General features: G+C 63.9%; 17 protein-coding genes and 1 pseudogene. 13 read left to right on the top strand and 5 right to left on the bottom strand.

What is annotated here, in order from left to right:
• Positions 1 to 43 precede the first annotated feature (43 nt).
• A complete protein-coding gene (locus QMG52_RS16435) occupies positions 44 to 1,540 on the bottom strand; it encodes a sensor histidine kinase (protein WP_283561497.1) in 1,497 nt (498 codons plus the stop codon).
• A 58-nt stretch (positions 1,541 to 1,598) separates the two neighbouring features.
• Positions 1,599 to 2,324 (bottom strand): response regulator transcription factor, encoded by a 726-nt coding sequence (locus tag QMG52_RS16430; RefSeq protein ID WP_283561496.1) that lies wholly within the window; start codon positions 2,322 to 2,324, stop codon positions 1,599 to 1,601.
• Positions 2,325 to 2,481: 157 nt separating this feature from the next.
• Here QMG52_RS16430 and QMG52_RS16425 point away from each other — a divergent pair, with 157 nt between their 5' ends.
• Positions 2,482 to 3,036, top strand: a complete 555-nt coding sequence (locus tag QMG52_RS16425) for a hypothetical protein (RefSeq protein ID WP_283561495.1) — start codon at positions 2,482 to 2,484, stop codon at positions 3,034 to 3,036.
• Between the two features lie 90 nt (positions 3,037 to 3,126).
• Here the strand turns inward: QMG52_RS16425 and QMG52_RS16420 are convergent.
• Positions 3,127 to 3,906 (bottom strand): annotated as a pseudogene (locus tag QMG52_RS16420) (MMPL family transporter); the annotation flags it as partial.
• A gap of 32 nt (positions 3,907 to 3,938) precedes the next feature.
• Between QMG52_RS16420 and QMG52_RS16415 the strand changes: the two are divergent.
• Positions 3,939 to 4,184, top strand: a complete 246-nt coding sequence (locus tag QMG52_RS16415; protein ID WP_283561494.1) for a winged helix DNA-binding protein — start codon at positions 3,939 to 3,941, stop codon at positions 4,182 to 4,184.
• A gap of 115 nt (positions 4,185 to 4,299) precedes the next feature.
• On the opposite strand, the gene QMG52_RS16410 is transcribed toward QMG52_RS16415, so the two are convergent.
• Positions 4,300 to 5,127 carry a substrate-binding domain-containing protein gene (locus QMG52_RS16410; protein ID WP_502920554.1) on the bottom strand — a complete coding sequence of 276 codons (828 nt, stop codon included), beginning with the start codon at positions 5,125 to 5,127 and terminating at the stop codon, positions 4,300 to 4,302.
• A gap of 380 nt (positions 5,128 to 5,507) precedes the next feature.
• On the opposite strand from QMG52_RS16410, the gene QMG52_RS16405 reads away from it, so the two are divergent.
• Both QMG52_RS16405 and QMG52_RS16400 read left to right on the top strand, forming a co-directional pair.
• Complete coding sequence (locus QMG52_RS16405; protein ID WP_502920553.1) at positions 5,508 to 7,301, top strand: HNH endonuclease; 1,794 nt, start codon at positions 5,508 to 5,510, stop codon at positions 7,299 to 7,301.
• A 191-nt stretch (positions 7,302 to 7,492) separates the two neighbouring features.
• Positions 7,493 to 7,855, top strand: a complete 363-nt coding sequence (locus QMG52_RS16400; protein WP_283561528.1) for a DUF5997 family protein — start codon at positions 7,493 to 7,495, stop codon at positions 7,853 to 7,855.
• A 178-nt stretch (positions 7,856 to 8,033) separates the two neighbouring features.
• Here the strand turns inward: QMG52_RS16400 and QMG52_RS16395 are convergent, their stop codons facing one another.
• The gene (locus tag QMG52_RS16395; RefSeq protein WP_283561492.1) at positions 8,034 to 8,675 is read right to left on the bottom strand and encodes a hypothetical protein; all 642 of its coding nucleotides are present in this window, start codon (positions 8,673 to 8,675) and stop codon (positions 8,034 to 8,036) included.
• Positions 8,676 to 9,062: 387 nt separating this feature from the next.
• Between QMG52_RS16395 and QMG52_RS16390 the strand changes: the two genes are divergently transcribed.
• The 9 genes from QMG52_RS16390 to QMG52_RS16350 all read left to right on the top strand — a co-directional run bounded on the left by QMG52_RS16390 (position 9,063) and on the right by QMG52_RS16350 (position 16,465).
• Positions 9,063 to 10,184, top strand: coding sequence for a DUF475 domain-containing protein (locus QMG52_RS16390; protein ID WP_283561491.1), 1,122 nt, complete (start codon positions 9,063 to 9,065; stop codon positions 10,182 to 10,184).
• Positions 10,185 to 10,199: 15 nt separating this feature from the next.
• Complete coding sequence (locus QMG52_RS16385) at positions 10,200 to 10,790, top strand: TerD family protein (protein ID WP_283561490.1); 591 nt, start codon at positions 10,200 to 10,202, stop codon at positions 10,788 to 10,790.
• 27 nt (positions 10,791 to 10,817) lie between these two features.
• A complete protein-coding gene (locus QMG52_RS16380) occupies positions 10,818 to 11,399 on the top strand; it encodes a TerD family protein (RefSeq protein WP_283561489.1) in 582 nt (193 codons plus the stop codon).
• A 95-nt stretch (positions 11,400 to 11,494) separates the two neighbouring features.
• A complete protein-coding gene (locus tag QMG52_RS16375; protein WP_283561488.1) occupies positions 11,495 to 12,076 on the top strand; it encodes a TerD family protein in 582 nt (193 codons plus the stop codon).
• Positions 12,077 to 12,176: 100 nt separating this feature from the next.
• Entirely contained in the window at positions 12,177 to 13,370 is a 1,194-nt protein-coding gene (locus QMG52_RS16370) for a toxic anion resistance protein (protein ID WP_283561487.1), read from the top strand.
• Positions 13,371 to 13,379: 9 nt separating this feature from the next.
• Positions 13,380 to 13,907, top strand: coding sequence for a hypothetical protein (locus tag QMG52_RS16365; protein WP_283561486.1), 528 nt, complete (start codon positions 13,380 to 13,382; stop codon positions 13,905 to 13,907).
• A complete protein-coding gene (locus QMG52_RS16360) occupies positions 13,907 to 14,458 on the top strand; it encodes a TerD family protein (RefSeq protein ID WP_283561484.1) in 552 nt (183 codons plus the stop codon). Before QMG52_RS16365 ends, QMG52_RS16360 begins: the two co-directional genes overlap by 1 nt.
• Before the next feature lie 3 nt (positions 14,459 to 14,461).
• Positions 14,462 to 15,214, top strand: a complete 753-nt coding sequence (locus QMG52_RS16355; RefSeq protein ID WP_283561483.1) for a hypothetical protein — start codon at positions 14,462 to 14,464, stop codon at positions 15,212 to 15,214.
• A gap of 6 nt (positions 15,215 to 15,220) precedes the next feature.
• Entirely contained in the window at positions 15,221 to 16,465 is a 1,245-nt protein-coding gene (locus tag QMG52_RS16350) for an HpcH/HpaI aldolase/citrate lyase family protein (RefSeq protein WP_283561482.1), read from the top strand.
• The last annotated feature ends 18 nt before the right edge of the window (positions 16,466 to 16,483 follow it).

The raw sequence follows: 16,483 nt of genomic DNA, 5'->3' as shown, positions 1-16,483 counted from the left end.
CTGCTCTCCGAGCCGCAGGCGGCTGGAATCCGGGCTGATTCCGTCAACGTACCAGTGCCCGCGGAAAGATGGAACCGCCGGACCCCCCTACGCCCGGTAATCGAATGCAGAAGCAGGCGCCTGCGCTCACGCCGTCGCTCACCCGGGGGGCGCAGTCACCGTCGATGGCGTCCACCACTTGCGTACCGCTGTCCGGCAGTTCCGGCGGTTCCCCCAGTTCAACCGTGAGCGTTGCACCCAGCCGCTCGGCGAGCCTGGCGGCGATGGAGAGCCCGAGTCCGCTGCCTACCGGCCGCTGACCGGCATATCTGCGGTACAGCACGCCGCGGTCAAAGGCGACGGCGGCGTCCTCCGCTGTCAGCCCGGGACCGTTGTCCCGCACGTCTATTGCCACAACATCCTGACCTCCTCCAGACTCCAGCCGCGCGCTCAGCCGTAACGGCTTTCCCTGCGGTGTCACCCGCAGCGCATTTTCCACCAGGCCGTCGAGAATCTGCCGCAGCCGCTGGGCGTCCGTCAATACCATAAGAGCCTGCTCCGGCACCGGCACGATCAGCTGCAGCCTGACACCGCTTTGTGCCGCACGAGCTCGCCAGGTCTCCTCCACCTGATGCAGGAGTGCGGTTATCTCCACTGGCCGGGTCTCCACGGCAAAATCGTCTGCTTCCAGCCGGGCCAGCTCCAGCAGATCATTGACAAATACGTCCAGCCGGTCCGTCTCCGCGGCCAGCGTACGACCCACCGCAGCCACGTCCGCCGCCGCCAGAACCAGCCCGTCCTCCAGTGCTTCGGCGTACCCGCGCATAGCCGTCAACGGCGTGCGGATCTCATGCGAAACCGACAGCAAAAATTCACGCTGACGTCCCTCGCTCGCCAGCAGCGCATGGTCCAAAGTGTTGACCGCCTCGCCCACAGCACGAACCTCCGTGACACCGGCAGGTACCAACTGCACGCCGCGTTCGCCGCCGGCCATCCGCCGGGCTGCGGCCGCCGTCCTCACCAGCGGGCGGGACATCCTGCGCGCCAGCAGGGTTCCGGCCAGGACGGCGATCAGCAGACCGGCGGCGAGCGCCAGCAGGGTCCGCTGCAGCACCAGCGCAGATGCGGCATAGACGTCCGCCAGCGAGCGGGTCAACACGATCGCCCCGCCGCGCTTAAGTCCGCGGGCCTCCAGCAGCAATGTCGAACCTTCCCGGTTGACGGTCTGTGATGTCTTTCCGCCGGAGAGAACCCGTTGTATCTCGTCCGCGCTGAGATACGGCCGGGCGGCTCCGCTGACGGTGCCGTCGGTGCTGACCGCGGAGAGCTCGTAGTCGGCCGGACCCAGCAGGTGCCGTTCACGCAGATCCAAGGCCTGCGAGGCAACGGGGGTGACCGCAAATGCATCGGCCTGCCGGGAAAGTTCCGATCTGGCCTGCTCGACGGCGGCGGCGCGGATCAGCGGAAAGCCCACCGTCCCGGTCACGAGAACGGCCAGAACGGCGACGGCGGCGGTCACCATCGTGACCCGGCCCGCCAGCGAGCGCAGCCACGTTTTCACCGGGCTCTCGGGACCTTGCCGGCCACGTCATGGTGGGCAACACCGCCGTCGTCGTCCATCATGTCGTTTCGCCGCCGGCGGTGTAGCCGACGCCGCGCAAGGTACGGATCGGGCTGGCTGTTCCGAGTTTTGCGCGGACCTGGGCAATGTGGACGTCCACTGTGCGGCCGGCGCTGTAGCTCGCCTGTCCCCAGACAGCGGAGAGCAATTGTTCACGACTGAAGACGCGGCCCGGGCTCACCAGCAGGTAGGCCAGCACATCGAACTCCTTTGCGGTCAGCTCCACCGCAGTTCCCGCGGCACTCACGCTGCGCCGGTCCGGATCCATGATCACGGCACCGACGCGGATGAGTTCCCGCCGGGGCAGCCCTGCCGTCCGGCGCAGCACGCCCTTTAGCCGGGTGACCAATTCGCGAGGGGAAAACGGCTTGGTCATGTAGTCATCGGCGCCAAGCTCAAGGCCCAGGATTTTGTCCACCTCCTCGTCGCGGGCGGTGACAAAGATCACCGGTGTCCAATCCCCCGCCGCCCGCAGCCGGCGGCAGACCTCGATTCCGTCCATGCCGGCACCATCGGTGCCGGGCAGACCGACGTCGAGAATCACGGCCACCGGCCGCAGTCGCCTGACTTGCCGCAGTCCCGCCTCGCCGGTCGTTTCCACGTGGACCCCGAAACCGGCACGGCTGAGGTAAAGCCGCTGAACATCGGCGATCGCGCGCTCATCCTCGATGATCAGCACCAGCCCGCAAGCCCGCGGATCGTCGGGTGCCCCGGCATTGTCCATGACTCCATTCAACCCCTTGCCGGCGGCACCTGTGGGCCCACGCGCTGCTTTCTTTACTTTCCCCTTACATTCCTCTGACACTCCTCCCATACTGGGCCGTCATAGTGGACTCAACGGCAGTCAGGGAACCCCCGGACGCGAATGCGAAGGAGCCATCATGAACGTCAATTCTGAATTGCACCCCGAAGCCGGGACAACTGGATCAGCAGGGGCGCCCGTAAACACAAACGGACGACGGCGACGCAACCGGATCGTCGGGTCCGTGGCGGGGACGGCCCTGCTCGCCGCCGCGTTCTTCGGCGTGACGGCGGCCTCCGCCGCGGATACCCCGCCGCAGGCCGCCGCAGCCGGCACCGCATCGTCCTCCGCCTCGGGTACGGCCGGGCCAACGGCGGATGCCGCAGCCCACACAGCGCACCACCGTGGCGCCACACTGCGCGAGGAACTGCGGATCAGCCTGCAGGCAAAGCCGGGCTTCGGCGACAAGGACCATGTGCTGGCCTATGCGCTGATCCAGCGCCCCAAAGCGTTCGCGAAGCTGCCCGCCAACCTACAGTCCGACCTGAAGACGCTGGAAGCGGCCCCGGCGGCGGAGCGGGACGCGGACGCCGGCAACATCAAGACCACGGCCCTGAACGGCGGCTACGGCACGTCCATCCAAACACACGCACAAGCGATCCAGGCCAAGCTGGCCTCGGCACCGGCGAAGTAACGGTCTATAAAAGGGCCGCCGGGTCTCCGCGCGGCCGCTGCCGGCCTTGGTCGACCACCGGGCCATGTGGTCACCCCGCCGTGGCAGTGTTCACGTCCTTGGAGTGGACGCCTCGTCCAAGGTCACCGACGCCGCGTGTTGACCGGGCGACGGGTCGGTCCCCTGCCCACGGGTCGGCCTTACGGCGCCGTCGTCGTTGGGGGCGGCGGCGTCGGCTTCGTCGGGGGCGCCGTCGTCGTGAGCACGGCTGGGCCTAAAACTGCTCGGTCGTCCGATCTGATCGGTCCGACTCAATTTCGAGGGCCACCAGATGACCCTGCCCAGGTCATAGGAGAACGCCGGGACGAGCAGCGAGCGCACAACGACAGTGTCCAGCAGCACTCCGAAGGCCACGATGGAACGCGATCTGCACCAGGAAGAGGATGGGAATAACACCCAACGCTGCGAACGTCGCTTCCAACACCACGCCAGCGGATGTAATCACGCCGCCGGTCACCCCCTGCCCGCGCAGAATGCCCGGGCGCGTGCCCAGCTCCAGGGACGCCTCGCGGACCCGTGTCATCAGGAAGATGTTGTAGTCCACGCCCAGCGCCACCAGGAAACAAACCCGAACAGCGGCACGGCCGCGTCGGCCCCCGGGAAGTGGAAAAGGTGCTTAAAGGCCAGCGCCGAGACGCCCAGCGCTGCCGCGTAGGAGAGCACGACGCTGCCGATCAGCAGCAGCAGCGCCACGATCGAGCGAAGCAGCAGCATCAGAATCACGAGAATGACGGCGAGCACCAACGGGATGATTTTAGTCAGGTCGCTTTGCGCCGTGACATTGGTATCCAGCGCGATCGCTGTCACGCCACCTACCAGCACGCCCGCATCTGAACCTGAGCTCACCGGCGACGACGGCGCTGGTGGCCAAGCTGGACCGCGCCGGTCACGTGACCCGCCAGCGCAGTGACAAGGACCGCCGCCAGGTCCAGCTCGCCATGACAGACCACGCATGCCAAGTGGGCAGCACGCTCTTTAGTCCGCTGGCCCGGCATCTGGGCGATGCGCTGGAGAACTACAGTGCGCAGGAGCGGGAACTGGCGCAGCGGTTCCTGCGGGACATGATCGAAGCAACAACTGCCGCCCGGGAGGACATTCCCCCGGCCTGACCGCGGGATTCCGCCGTCGAGCCCGTCCAGACCCCGGAGTCGGTATGATTCCGAAGTCCCCTGCCCGAAATGTCGGACGTCGCCTGCACCGCTGTCTCCCACACGTCGTCAAGGTTCAGCGGCGTCCGCGCTTGGAGGCATGACCTTTCGTCTTCCCTCCCGACGTCTTGGCGCCCCTGCCTGCACCCTTGGCACCGCGGACTGCTGAGCCGCCGGCCGCCGTCGTAGTCTTTTTCGAACCTTTTCCCGAGCGGTCTGCGGCACCTTTGCCGCTGACTCCGCCCCTGACCTTCTTCGGCGCGGCATCCTGGGCGGCCTGAACGGATGGCTGGCGCGAGCTTTGCGCCGTCCGCCCCCGTACCACGCCGATGAATTCCTCGATCACAGGATCCATATTCCCCTCCAGCCAGGCGAGGCCGATCTGCGGCTCTACGACTCCCGTCACCGGGCGCGAACGCAGTGACCTGCGGCTGAACTGGCGTGCCACGGACATCGGCAGAATCAGAATTCCCAGCCCGGCCTCCACCAGATCCAGTGCGGCCTCCAAGGAATCCATCGTCGGCAGCGGTTTCCGGGCTCCGTCCCGAATCTGGTCCGAAATATCCCGCCACTCGGGAAAGAGATCCGGGTCCTGCAGCAGGTATTCCGCCGCCAGCTCAGTCACCGGCACCTCGTCGAAAACGGCGATCTCGTGATCCTTTGGCGCCACCACCACGGGAATCTCGGCATAAAGGGGAATAACATTCAGCCCCGTGCGGTCCACGGGAAGCCGAACGAAGCCGATTTCCGCTTCACCGCGGTGCAGCACCGCCACCTGGTCCGCCTCGGACACAGGCGAGGCCAGCAGCGGGCATTGTGGCATGCGGTCCTCCCAGCGGCGGATCCACTTGCCTGGAGTCACTCCCGGCACAAAGGCTACGGTCAGAACTCGGGATTCAGGCACCTGAACACAGTAGCGCACCCGACCCGAGGCCGGGCCAGTAAATGCGCCATGCTGCGTGCACATGCCCAATCAAGGGCCCTCGGTCGGTGATGACGGTGCGTTGGCTATGGCGCATGGTACCCAATGCCTTTGGCTTGGCGCGGTGGGCACTGCGCATTGGCGTGGTGGCGCGGTGCCTAGCCGCGGTGCATGGGGCGGCGCATACGGGCGGCGCATACGGGCGGCGCATACGGGCGGCGCATACGGCATGGTGCATTTGTCGTTACATGGTTCAGGGTGGACATCGCGGGCGGACGTTGGATTACCAAGACCGCACATCATTATCCCCAACTCAAAATAAGTACTATTATTCTCCTCCATCAGCGCGTATTATAGTACACATGTTCGATACATCGAGTTCCGGTTCCGCAGGGTCCGCACACAACGCGGCCGGCACACCCCCGGCTTCGACCCTCGGTGCTGCCCACTCGGGCGCCCGAACTGCCGCCGGTCCGGCCACCGGCCCCGTCACTGCCGGCCCTGTCACTGCCGGTCCTGTCACCGTCGGTCCTGTCACTGCCGGTCCTGTCACTGCCGGTCCTGTCACTGCCGGTCCTGTCACCGCCGGTCCTGTTGTTGCTGGTCGGGTTGGGATGATTGCGGGGTGGATCACTGTTTTGGCGGGGATGGATCCCGAGGACGGGGATGACGGGGAGCGGATCGGGTTGCTGCGGGTGATGGAGGACCTCAAATCCGCTGCCTGCGCGGGGCAGGCACGCACCGCTGCCGCGTTCGACGCGTCCCAGCGCCGCGCGCAGGCCGGGGCGGGTATCCCGGCCGCGGAGCTGGGCAAGGGCATCGGGGGGCAGATCGCGTTGGCGCGGCGGGAATCCCCGCAGCAGGGAAACCGGCTGCTGGGCCTGGCCCGGATCCTCGTGACCGAGATGCCGCACACCCTCACGGCCCTGAGCAGCGGGCTGCTCAATGAGTGGCGGGCGGTACTGCTGGCCCGGGAGACCGCGTGCCTGAGCGCCGATGACCGGCGCACCGTTGATGCCGGGCTCGCCGCCGACACCGGGGCGCTGGCGGGGATGGGGAACAACAAGCTCGTCAACGAGGCCAAACGGGTCGCGTACGGCCTTGACCCGCAGTCCGTCACCGCGCGGAACGCGAAGGCCGAAAACGGCCGGCACGTCAGCTGCCGGCCCGCCCCGGACACCATGACGTACCTGACCGGGCTGCTCCCCGTCGCTCAGGGCGTGGCCGTGTACGCGGCACTGGCGAGGGAAGCGGATTCCCTGCGCGCGTCCGGAGACGGACGCGGACGCGGGCAGATCATGGCCGACACCCTCGTCCACCGCGTCACCGGTACCCCCTGCGGGATCACCGGCATTGAGATCCAACTCGTCATGACAGACCGGACCCTCCTCCAGGGCGACAGCGAACCAGCCTACCTCCCCGGCTACGGCATCGTCCCCGCGCAATGGGCCCGGAACCTCACCCGCCACAGACCCACCAACAGACCCACCAACGGACCCACCAACGGACCCGCCAAACCCGGTGGCTCCGCCGGCAGCTCCGGCGGGGAGATGCCCGGCGGGGAGATGCCGGACGGGGAGATGCCCGGCGGGGAGATGCCCGGCGGGGAGATGCCCGGCGGGGAGATGCCCGGCGGGGAGATGCCCGGCGGGGAGATGCCCGGCGGGGAGATGCCGGACGCGGCGATGCCGGATGAGCCGGGGATCCGGGTGTCGCTGCGCAGACTGTTCACCGCCCCGGGGACCGGGCAGCTCGTCGGCATGGACGCGAGGTCCAGGTTCTTCCCGCCGGGACTGCAGCGCCTCATCCGGACCAGGGACCAGACCTGCCGCACCCCCTACTGCGACGCGCCGATCCGGCACGCGGACCACATCATGCCACACAACCGCAAAGGCGCCACCAGCGAAATCAACGGGGAGGGAACATGCGAACGCTGCAACCTCGCCAAGGAAGCGCCCGGCTGGTCCTCCATCCCACGACCCGGACCCCGCCATACCGTCCAAATCACCACCCCCACCGGACACACCTACCAATCCACCGCACCCGCCCTACCCGGCACCGCACGAACGGGAGCCGGCCGGCCGGGAACGAGAACCACCGCCAAGAGAAAGAAATACTTCCGCCAAGTCGTACCCGGCCGATTCTCGTCGCCCTAATCCCGCGTCCCACCGCCGGAACACACCTCAGGCACGGATTTCAACCAACCCGAGACGGCTGTGCGAGCCGATGAGCACCCCACGAACATCGCCCTTGGTCTGCTCCCCCGAGGCGCACCAGGCCGAGTGCTACCGCTGCTGAATACCCCCCGTACTCTTAAGGCATGAGTTCTGAACCTTCCGCCCAGTCCATGAAGCCCGAAACAGCTGCCAAGAAACTGGGCATCTATCTGCCGGCCGCGCCTGCCGAGTTCCGGGACAACGCTATCTCCCGTGGAGATTTCAAGGCGTTACAGGAGAATCCGCCGGTATGGCTTGAGGAACTGCGACGTACGGGGCCGCACCCGCGACCCGTCGTGGCGCAAAAGCTCAATATCTCTGTCGGCGGGCTCAACCGATCGGAGATCACCGAGCCGCTGACGACGGCGGAGATCACCGCGCTGCTGCAGGCCCCGCCGAAGTGGCTGGTCACCGAGCGCACGGTGCACGCGAAGGCACGCGCGGAAGCCAAACTGGCGAAGGACCGAGAGGCCAAGCGTCGGCCCAAGAGCTGACCGCTGAAATCAGGTTCTGATCACAAGCTTGGGATCGACGATTTCAGACGCCAACGTCTAAACCGTCGTCGTAATTCCGGTGTTTCGTTTCACCTCTTTGCAAATCGTATGCACCCGATGCCCTCGTTGACTGCATACATTTGAACTTGGTGAAGATGACTCTCATTTAGTTTTTGGCTTACGCGTTTGACCTCGATGAAGGCGACAAGTTGCTTGTCGATTCGGACACCGTAACCGGCGAGTAGTCCTGCTTAACAATGTATTCCGTCGTTAGGTCCCGGAATTTGTCGTAGCTAAGTCTCTCGCAGAGCATGTCCGTGATCAGGAGGCGCGTGTCGCCTTCATTCGCATCTCTGGTCACCAGATCTTGAAGAGGCTTCGCAAAGCGGCGGACGGCCAATCGCACCTGCGCCCGAGCATCAGGTTCCCATTTTGGCTCCTTAGCGCCAGCTGGTGACTTAATCTTGGCCACAAGCGTCACCGACGCTTCTTTCGCGGCGGCCGCACCGATCGACGGATCCGCATGGGTCGCAACGACATCCGCCGGAGTGACTTCCACGACTGGCTTCAACTGTAGGGAGGCGGCAACGGGCAGCTGAACACTTTGAGTTGACAATATCAATGCAACGGCCAACTCATCTGGAAGCTCAAGGTGCGGCCCCAATACACCAAAAGCTGCCTGTTTCAGTAGCCATTGAATTGTAGGAAGCCATGGCTCCAGCATCAGCCGGTCCGCTCCGGTGACGTCGGCGCTTTCGCAATTGACATAGCCTGAAGATCGGCGAGCTTCGCGACTGTACGTCCCCCGGCTGGCTGCCACTTCCGTCCAAGCCTCCAGCGCTTCGAACCTGGCTTGCGCTTTGGAATCCAGATTGTTGTGCTAATCCACGTAAATTCCCCACACCGTTTCCATCCCAGTTCACAAAGGTCGGATCGAACCCTGAGCCGCGCACCAATTTTCAATTCAACTCAGCATGCACTGGCCCGCAACGCTTCCTCCCAGATTGCCGAGTTCGGCATTCCGCCACCGAAGGGCTGACCAGACGAATTCCGCCCGCGGAATAACTGGCTCCCGAACAGTACTTGTAAGCTCCGGCATTGCTACTGTTGTAGGTGGATTCCGGGGGAGTTTAGCCCTAGGACAGTAGCATCCCAGCTGCCTGGCACGCTGGTACAGACTCAGCACTCTAAGGAGCCCCGACAAAGCGTGTTCGTCAAGACATTCGGCTGGTCGATGGTGATCACGGTCGCCGCACTGATCCTCGCCTTCATATACGGCGGCCCCAGCGCCGTCGTTTTGTGCGCGATCCTCGGCGTGCTGGAAATTAGTCTCAGCTTCGACAATGCGGTGGTCAATGCCCGCATCCTCGAGAAAATGAGCGACTTCTGGCAGAAAATCTTCCTCACCGTCGGCATCCTGATCGCCGTCCTCGGTATGCGCATCCTCTTCCCACTGCTGATCGTCGGCGTCACGGCCAAGCTGAACCCAATCGAAGCGATCGATCTGGCGCTGCAGAAGGGCGACATCCGTACTCCCGGCAACTACGCCTACCTGCTGCATGACGCGCACCCGCAGATCGCCGCCTTCGGTGGGATCTTCCTGCTCATGCTCTTCCTTGATTTCATGTTCGAGGATCGTGACATCCGCTGGCTGACGTTCCTGGAGAAGCCGCTGGCCTTGATCGGCAAGCTCAACGGAGCCTCCCTCGTCGTCGGTCTCGTTGGCCTGGTCATCGCTGCCCAGTTCGCCGGCGACAAACAGGGTCAGGTACTGATCTCGGGCATCCTCGGCATGGTCACGTACTTCCTGGTCACCGGGCTCGGCGCCCTTTTTGAGGTCGACGACGAGGACGACGACGGCGAGATCGATCCCGAAGAGGTGGCCACGAAAGCGGAGAAGATCGCGCATCCCAAGGGCGGCGCCGGCAAGGCCATAGGCCGGGCTGCGTTCCTGCTCTTCCTATACCTCGAAGTGATCGACGCTTCGTTTTCCTTCGACGGCGTCATCGGTGCGTTCGCGATCACCTCAGACCCGATTATCATCGCACTGGGCCTTGGCCTGATCGGCGCGATCTTCGTGCGCTCCTTGACCGTATATTTGGTCCGGCAGGGCACGCTGGATGAATTTGTCTACCTTGACCACGGAGCGCATTGGGCCATCGGCGCCCTCTCCGTGATTTTACTGATCACGATCGGCACGGAGATCAATGAAGTCGTCACCGGGTTGATCGGCGTCGTCTTCATCCTCGCCGCATTCCTTTCTTCCATCCGGCGGAACAAGCGGCTGACCGGTCGGGAAAACTTGAAAGAAGTCCACGTAAGCAATTAATGAGGAGACTAAATCATGGGTTTGAGCCTGCAGAAGGGTCAGTCGCTATCACTGACCAAAAAAGACGGCGGCGCGCTGACAAGGGTCCGCATGGGACTGGGCTGGGACTCCGCGGCCCCGGTTAAACGCGGCATTTTTGGACGTGCTAAGGCAACCGAAATCGATCTGGATGCCTCCGCCATCTTCTTTGACGCCTCCGGCAAGGCCATTGACGTGGTCTGGTTCAACCAGCTGGCCAGCAAGGACGGTTCCACCCAGCACACCGGTGATAATCTCACCGGCGCCGGCGAAGGGGACGATGAGACGATCCTGGTGGACCTGTCTAAAGTCTCACCATCGGTGAGTCAAATCGTCTTTGTCATCAGCAGCTATAGCCAGCAGACCTTCGACCTGGTGGAAAATGCGTTCTGTCGTCTCGTTGATGATTCCACCGCCGGCTCTCCGGAGGTAGCCCGGTACCAGTTGACCGATTCCGGCACCCATACCGCCATGATCATGTCCAAGGTTTCCCGGGAGGGCACGGGCTGGCAGTTCAAGGCGGTCGGCGAGCGCGCCCAGGGCCGCACGGTCCAGGACCTCGTCGCCCCCGCGGCGCGTTATCTCTAAACGTCTGAACAGGAAGGAATTTTCATCATGGCAGGCCTGACTCTTTCCAAGGGCAGTAACCTCTCGCTGACGAAGACCGATCCCGGGCTGAAACGGGCAATGGTCGGTCTGGGTTGGGATCCCCGCACCACGGCCGGTGAGGCCTTCGATCTGGACGCCTCCGCGCTGCTGATCGGTTCCAACGGCAAGGTCCGCTCGCAGGATGATTTCATCTTTTACAACCAGCTGCAGGCCAAGGACGGCTCGGTGGTGCATCAGGGCGACAACCGCACCGGTGCGGGAGAAGGCGATGACGAGCAGATCCTGATCGATCTGAGCATCCTCGCCGCGGATGTGGAGCGGGTTGTCATTGTCGTCTCCATCGACGAGGCCGAAGCGCGCCGGCAGAATTTCGGCCAGGTGCGCGACGCATTCTGCCGCGTGGTAAACCAGGATTCGGATCAGGAGGTCGTCCGCTACGACCTCAGTGAAGATGCTGCTGCCGAAACCTCCATGATCTTTGCGGAGATCTATCGCAATGGCGCGGAGTGGAAGTTCCGGGCCGTGGGCCAGGGCTATGCCACCGGCCTTCGCGGCATAGCCACCGATTTTGGGATTTCACTGGACTAGGGAGACCGGCAATCCGCTGGTCTCCCCCATCCACCGATAATTCATGCACCTTGTAGTCCCCGCAATCTGCAATATCTATCCATAGGAGTGTTCTCATGGCAGGACTGACGCTTGAAAAAGGAAACAACCTTTCCCTGACCAAAGCCGATCCCGGACTAGCGCAGGCAGTGGTCGGGCTCGGCTGGGACCCGCGCACCACCAGCGGTGAGGCCTTTGACCTGGACGCCTCAGCGTTGCTGGTAGGTGCGGACGGGAAGGTCAGGTCCTCCGATGACTTCGTCTTCTACAATCAGCCGCAGGCCAAAGACGGGTCGGTCATCCACAAGGGAGACAACCGGTCCGGCGAGGGAGCGGGCGACGACGAACAGATAGCCATTGATCTGACGCTGGTGGCTGCCGACGTCGAGCGCGTGGTTATCGTGGTCTCGATCGACAAGGCCGAGGAACGTCGGCAGAACTTCGGCCAGGTCCGAAGTGCTTACTGCCGCGTTGTGAACCAGAGCAACGATCAGGAAATCGTCCGCTTCGATCTGAGCGAGGACGCCGCTCCGGAGACCTCCATGGTCTTTGCCGAGATTTACCGCAACGGATCGGACTGGAAGTTCAAGGCAGTCGGGCAGGGCTACGCCACAGGCCTTGCCGGGATTGCCAATGACTTTGGCGTGGTTCTGGGCTAGATTTTGCCCTAACCCCATGCTGTAATCACGCGGGGCTGTCCGCTGCCGGTAAGGCAGAGCACGGCCCCGCAGCTACCAGAAGAACAGGCTGGCCAGACATATGACTTCTCCGTTGACTCCCCCCGACACTATGGACACGGCACTGGTGTTGCGCGCCCCGGACGCGCCGGCCATTGTTGAGCCCGACGACGCTCCGGGCATGGTTCCAGTGCCGCAGGAACGCCAGGTTGAAATCCATCGGCAGGCCAAGGAGTTTGTCTCCGAGCTTGCCGAACTTGACCCGCGCAGCCCCGAGTTCACCACGAAAGTGGAGGGCATCTCCAAGCTCGCCGGTTCGGAGATGACGCAGTCCAGCGGGTACTCCACCCGCATGCTGGAACGCTCCTCCACCTCAGTCGCCGGGGCAAAGCGCAGCGGCAACAACGCGCAGGTGGCAGTCGCCGGCACCCTTGGTGAGCTGCGCTCCACGGTGGAGGACCTGACCCCTAATCAGGCCGATCTGAGCGTGGGGCGAAAGATTCTCGGCTTCATCCCCGGTGGAAACAAAATGGCCAAGTACTTCCAGAAGTACGAGTCAGCCCAGACACAGCTGGACCATATCATCAAGGCCCTGATGTCCGGCCAGGATGAGCTGCTCAAGGACAATGCGGCGTTGGCCGGCGAGAAGATCCAGCTCTGGGAAACCATGCAGTCGCTGAGCGAGTACGCGGTGTTTGCCAAGGCCCTCGATGCTGCCTGCGTGGAAAAGATCGATGCCACCCGCGCAAAGGGTCAGATCGAGGAGGCTCAGAAGCTCGAGGCGGACGTGCTGTTCCCGATCCGGCAACGCCACCAGGACATCCTGACTCAGCTCGCTGTGTCCGTACAGGGTTATCTGGCGATGGATCTGATCCGCAAGAACAACTTGGAACTTATCAAGGGAGTGGACCGCGCCCGCACCACGACCATTGCGGCGCTACGCACGGCCGTCATCGTCGCACAGGCCTTGGCCAATCAGAAGATGGTGCTGGACCAGATCGACGCGATCAACACCACCACCAACAACATGATCCTCAAGACCAGCGAGATGCTCAAGGATCAGACGGTCCGGATCCATGAGCAGGCTTCCAGCTCCGGCGTCAGCGTGGAAACACTGCAAAAGGCATTCGACAACGTCTTTGCCACCATGGACGCGATCGATACCTTCCGGGCCACAGCCGCCAAAAACATGGAAGGCACGGTATCCGCTCTCGAGACCGGGCTAGAGAAGGCCAAACCCTATCTGGAACGTTCGCAGCAAAACCAGAGGGGCTAAACCGCGGGGATGACAACAGGTGGTGGAACGGTGATAGGGAAATTCGTTGGTTCTCTTTTCAAGAATCCTCCCGCGGCGGCGGGGGTTGTTCCGGAGAGCCGGCAGAGCGAGGTGGAGGCCGACGACGCTCGCACGGCGCGTTCACTGGATCAGTTGCGCACGGATATCCGCCGCGCCGGGGCCGTCCTGCCGCCATTGTTGTCCTCCCAACTGCGGCAGATTGATGATCTGCTTCGCACCGTGATAGAAGTGGTCGCCGCGCAGAACGCGTCCACCGAGCAGCGGGTTCTGCTGGACGCCATGATCTCCGACTACATCCCCACCCCGCTCCGGGCCTATCTGGCCATGACGGACACGGACCGGGCGGAGCATTCCCGGGCCACCGGACTCTTTGTTGAGCAGCTGACCACGCTGGAGGCGACGATAAAGGACCTGCTCAACCAGATCCGCACCGGTGCCTTCGCCGAGCTGTCCACGCACGGCCGGTTCCTCGCCGACAAGTTCGCCGAGCCGTCCCTGCGGTTGGACGGTCAATAGTGGCAAACCTGGTTCCCGGGGCCAACGCGGCCCTCACAGCGGAAAACCGTGGGCTGAGCAAGGTGCTGGTCGGACTCGGGTGGGATACCGTCCCCAGCCGCGGGCCGGTTGCGGAGCTCGTACCGATGGCGGTCATGTGCAATGATGCCGGCAGTGCACTTTCCGGGGAGTACCTCGTGTTTTTCAATCAACTGGTCAGTGCGGACGGATCGGTCAGCTTCGCCGGCGAAGACGATCAGGAACAGATCGACGTCGATCTGGCCCTGGTACCGGCCGAGGTCGCGAAGATCGCCTTCATCGTTTATGTGGACCCCGACGTCCGGGGCCCCGGCACCTTCTCCGCCGTCCGCTCTGCCTATATCCGGGTTGCCACCGTGGAGAACCGCGAACTGGTCCGGTTCGAGGTCCCGCTCAGCAGCAACGACAACATCAACGCGATGATGTTCGGTGAACTTTACCGACACCGCGAAGACTGGAAGTTCCGTGCGCTGGGCCAGGGTTACACCACCGGACTGGCAGGCGTGGCCAAAGACTTCCGGGTGGACGTCTAGCCGATGCCAGCGAAATCTTCACCCGTCCGCACGGACATCGGGTACCTGCGGCGCCGGATCAAAGCCGTGCCCGCTGCGGTGCAGCTTAGTCCGGCTGACCAGAGCACGACGGCGGCTGACCAGAGCACGGCGGCTGCCGGCCAGAGCCTGCCGGCAGCCGCCTCCGGCGGCGCTGGCCTCAGTCTCAGCCGCGCGGTACCCGCGCGTCCTGCCGGCGGCCGGCCTACCTCCGTTCAAACCCAGCCCTTTCCCGCCCCTGGCATCGGAGAGGTCACGGAACTGAACCTCCAAGTGCCCATGCTCCGGCTCAACGGCCGGCAGTCCGCCATCGGAACACTCATCGTCACTGGGGCGTCGGCCGTAACATGGGAAAGCTCCACGCATATTACGGGTGCCCTTACGGCCGATGGCCACTTCGCCGGCACCCCCGTTGAAACCTCCGGCAACCGGTCGCTGGTCGGCTATGCGGGCCGGGACGCCGTGGTAACCCTGCGGCACGTCCGGGAACTGCGGCGCGCGCTCTTCATCGGCCGCGGACCCGCGACCCTGGGCGCGCAGATTTTCGACGGCGCCAGTTTCACCTTGCCACCGCGCGACGGTAACCGGATGTTCATCCTCTCCTTGCTTCGGGTGGATAACCTGCTCGAAATGCGAGCCGAACCGGTACCAGCCGGAATAACTGACCAGGACATCTGGCAGGAATTCGGCTTCAGCATGACCCGCCGAGTCACCCTTCAAGGGAACAGGGGCAGATAACCCTTCATGCACCATTTTAATTTCCTCAGCGAACGTCAGGCTTCGCGTCTCTTTTTTACCCGACCGCAGACGCTGACGCTGGATTCCGACCCGAACCTTCTGGCCGTCGCGCTGGGCGCCACCCTTTACGCGCCGGCGGACCGGCCGCAGTTAGCCGAGGATGTTGCGAAGCAGGCAGCCCGAGGCTGCCTAAGCATGGTTTTTTGCCTCGAAGACTCCATCGCGGACAATGTGGTGGACGCGGCCGAAGACAACGTGGTCCGCACCCTGGAGCTCCTCCGTCAGGACTCCACTGCTGGTGCGCCGGAGCATTCGGGCCCCGGGGCGGAGCGGCCGATGCTCTTCATTAGGGTGCGCACGCCGGAGCAGATGGTGCGGCTGGCGCAGCGCTGCGGCCCGTCCCTGGACGTTTTGGCTGGCTTCGTCATCCCGAAATTTGAAAACGAGACGGGCCGGGCACAGCATTTCCTGGACGCGCTGCACCGGGTTCACGCCGTCCATGCCCAAGCGCAGGCAATAGTACTGCCGGCGACACACACGGGGGCACCGGGGACGGCGCGGCGGCTGCGGATCATGCCCATATTGGAATCTCCTGTGATGATCCACCGCGAGACCCGCTCCGCGGCGCTGGCGAACATCCACTCCGTCCTGCAGGCGCACCGCGAGGATATCCTGGCGGTCCGGCTTGGCGCGACAGACATGTCCAGCGCATTCGGACTGCGCAGATCGAGAGACCTGACCATTTACGATGTCAAGGTCGTGGCCTCGATGATCGCCGATATTGTCAATGTGCTGGGCCGTCGGGAGGACGGTTTTGTCATCTCCGGCCCTGTTTGGGAACACTATGCCAACACCGAAAGGCTGCTCCGGCCACTGCTGCGGGCCACGCCGTTCGCGGAGTCCGACGATGTGGAGCTGCGGCAGCGCATTCTGCTGGCAAACCTGGACGGGCTGATGCGCGAGATCGCCTTGGATCAGGCCAACGGTCTGCTCGGGAAAACGGTCATCCATCCAAGCCACGTGCCGCTGGTGCACGCGCTCTCCGTGATTAGTCATGAGGAGTTTCTCGATGCCGGCGAGATCGTGGGCAACAGCGGCGGTGGCGCGGCAGCCTCGCCCTACGGAAACAAGATGAATGAGATGAAGCCACATCAGGCCTGGGCCCAGCGGACCCTGCTCCGCGCAGCGGCCTTCGGCGTCGCCGCACCGGACGTCACCTTTGTCGACTTCCTGGAAGCGGGGATGAATTGACGCCGGTTTGGACGGGCG

Origin of the sequence: Paenarthrobacter sp. PH39-S1, from assembly GCF_030063245.1 — a bacterium.
Classification (GTDB): domain Bacteria; phylum Actinomycetota; class Actinomycetes; order Actinomycetales; family Micrococcaceae; genus Arthrobacter_M.
This window is presented reverse-complemented; position numbering and strand designations above follow the sequence as displayed.

Bases quoted from the DNA above. Each gene is read 5' to 3' on its own strand.
- QMG52_RS16430 (WP_283561496.1), bottom strand. From the start codon at position 2,324: ATGGACAATGCCGGGGCACCCGACGATCCGCGGGCTTGCGGGCTGGTG.
- QMG52_RS16425 (WP_283561495.1), top strand. From the start codon at position 2,482: ATGAACGTCAATTCTGAATTGCACCCCGAAGCCGGGACAACTGGATCA.
- QMG52_RS16405 (WP_502920553.1), top strand. From the start codon at position 5,508: ATGTTCGATACATCGAGTTCCGGTTCCGCAGGGTCCGCACACAACGCG.
- QMG52_RS16400 (WP_283561528.1), top strand. From the start codon at position 7,493: ATGAAGCCCGAAACAGCTGCCAAGAAACTGGGCATCTATCTGCCGGCC.
- QMG52_RS16385 (WP_283561490.1), top strand. From the start codon at position 10,200: ATGGGTTTGAGCCTGCAGAAGGGTCAGTCGCTATCACTGACCAAAAAA.
- QMG52_RS16380 (WP_283561489.1), top strand. From the start codon at position 10,818: ATGGCAGGCCTGACTCTTTCCAAGGGCAGTAACCTCTCGCTGACGAAG.
- QMG52_RS16375 (WP_283561488.1), top strand. From the start codon at position 11,495: ATGGCAGGACTGACGCTTGAAAAAGGAAACAACCTTTCCCTGACCAAA.
- QMG52_RS16370 (WP_283561487.1), top strand. From the start codon at position 12,177: ATGACTTCTCCGTTGACTCCCCCCGACACTATGGACACGGCACTGGTG.
- QMG52_RS16365 (WP_283561486.1), top strand. From the start codon at position 13,380: ATGACAACAGGTGGTGGAACGGTGATAGGGAAATTCGTTGGTTCTCTT.
- QMG52_RS16355 (WP_283561483.1), top strand. From the start codon at position 14,462: ATGCCAGCGAAATCTTCACCCGTCCGCACGGACATCGGGTACCTGCGG.
- QMG52_RS16350 (WP_283561482.1), top strand. From the start codon at position 15,221: ATGCACCATTTTAATTTCCTCAGCGAACGTCAGGCTTCGCGTCTCTTT.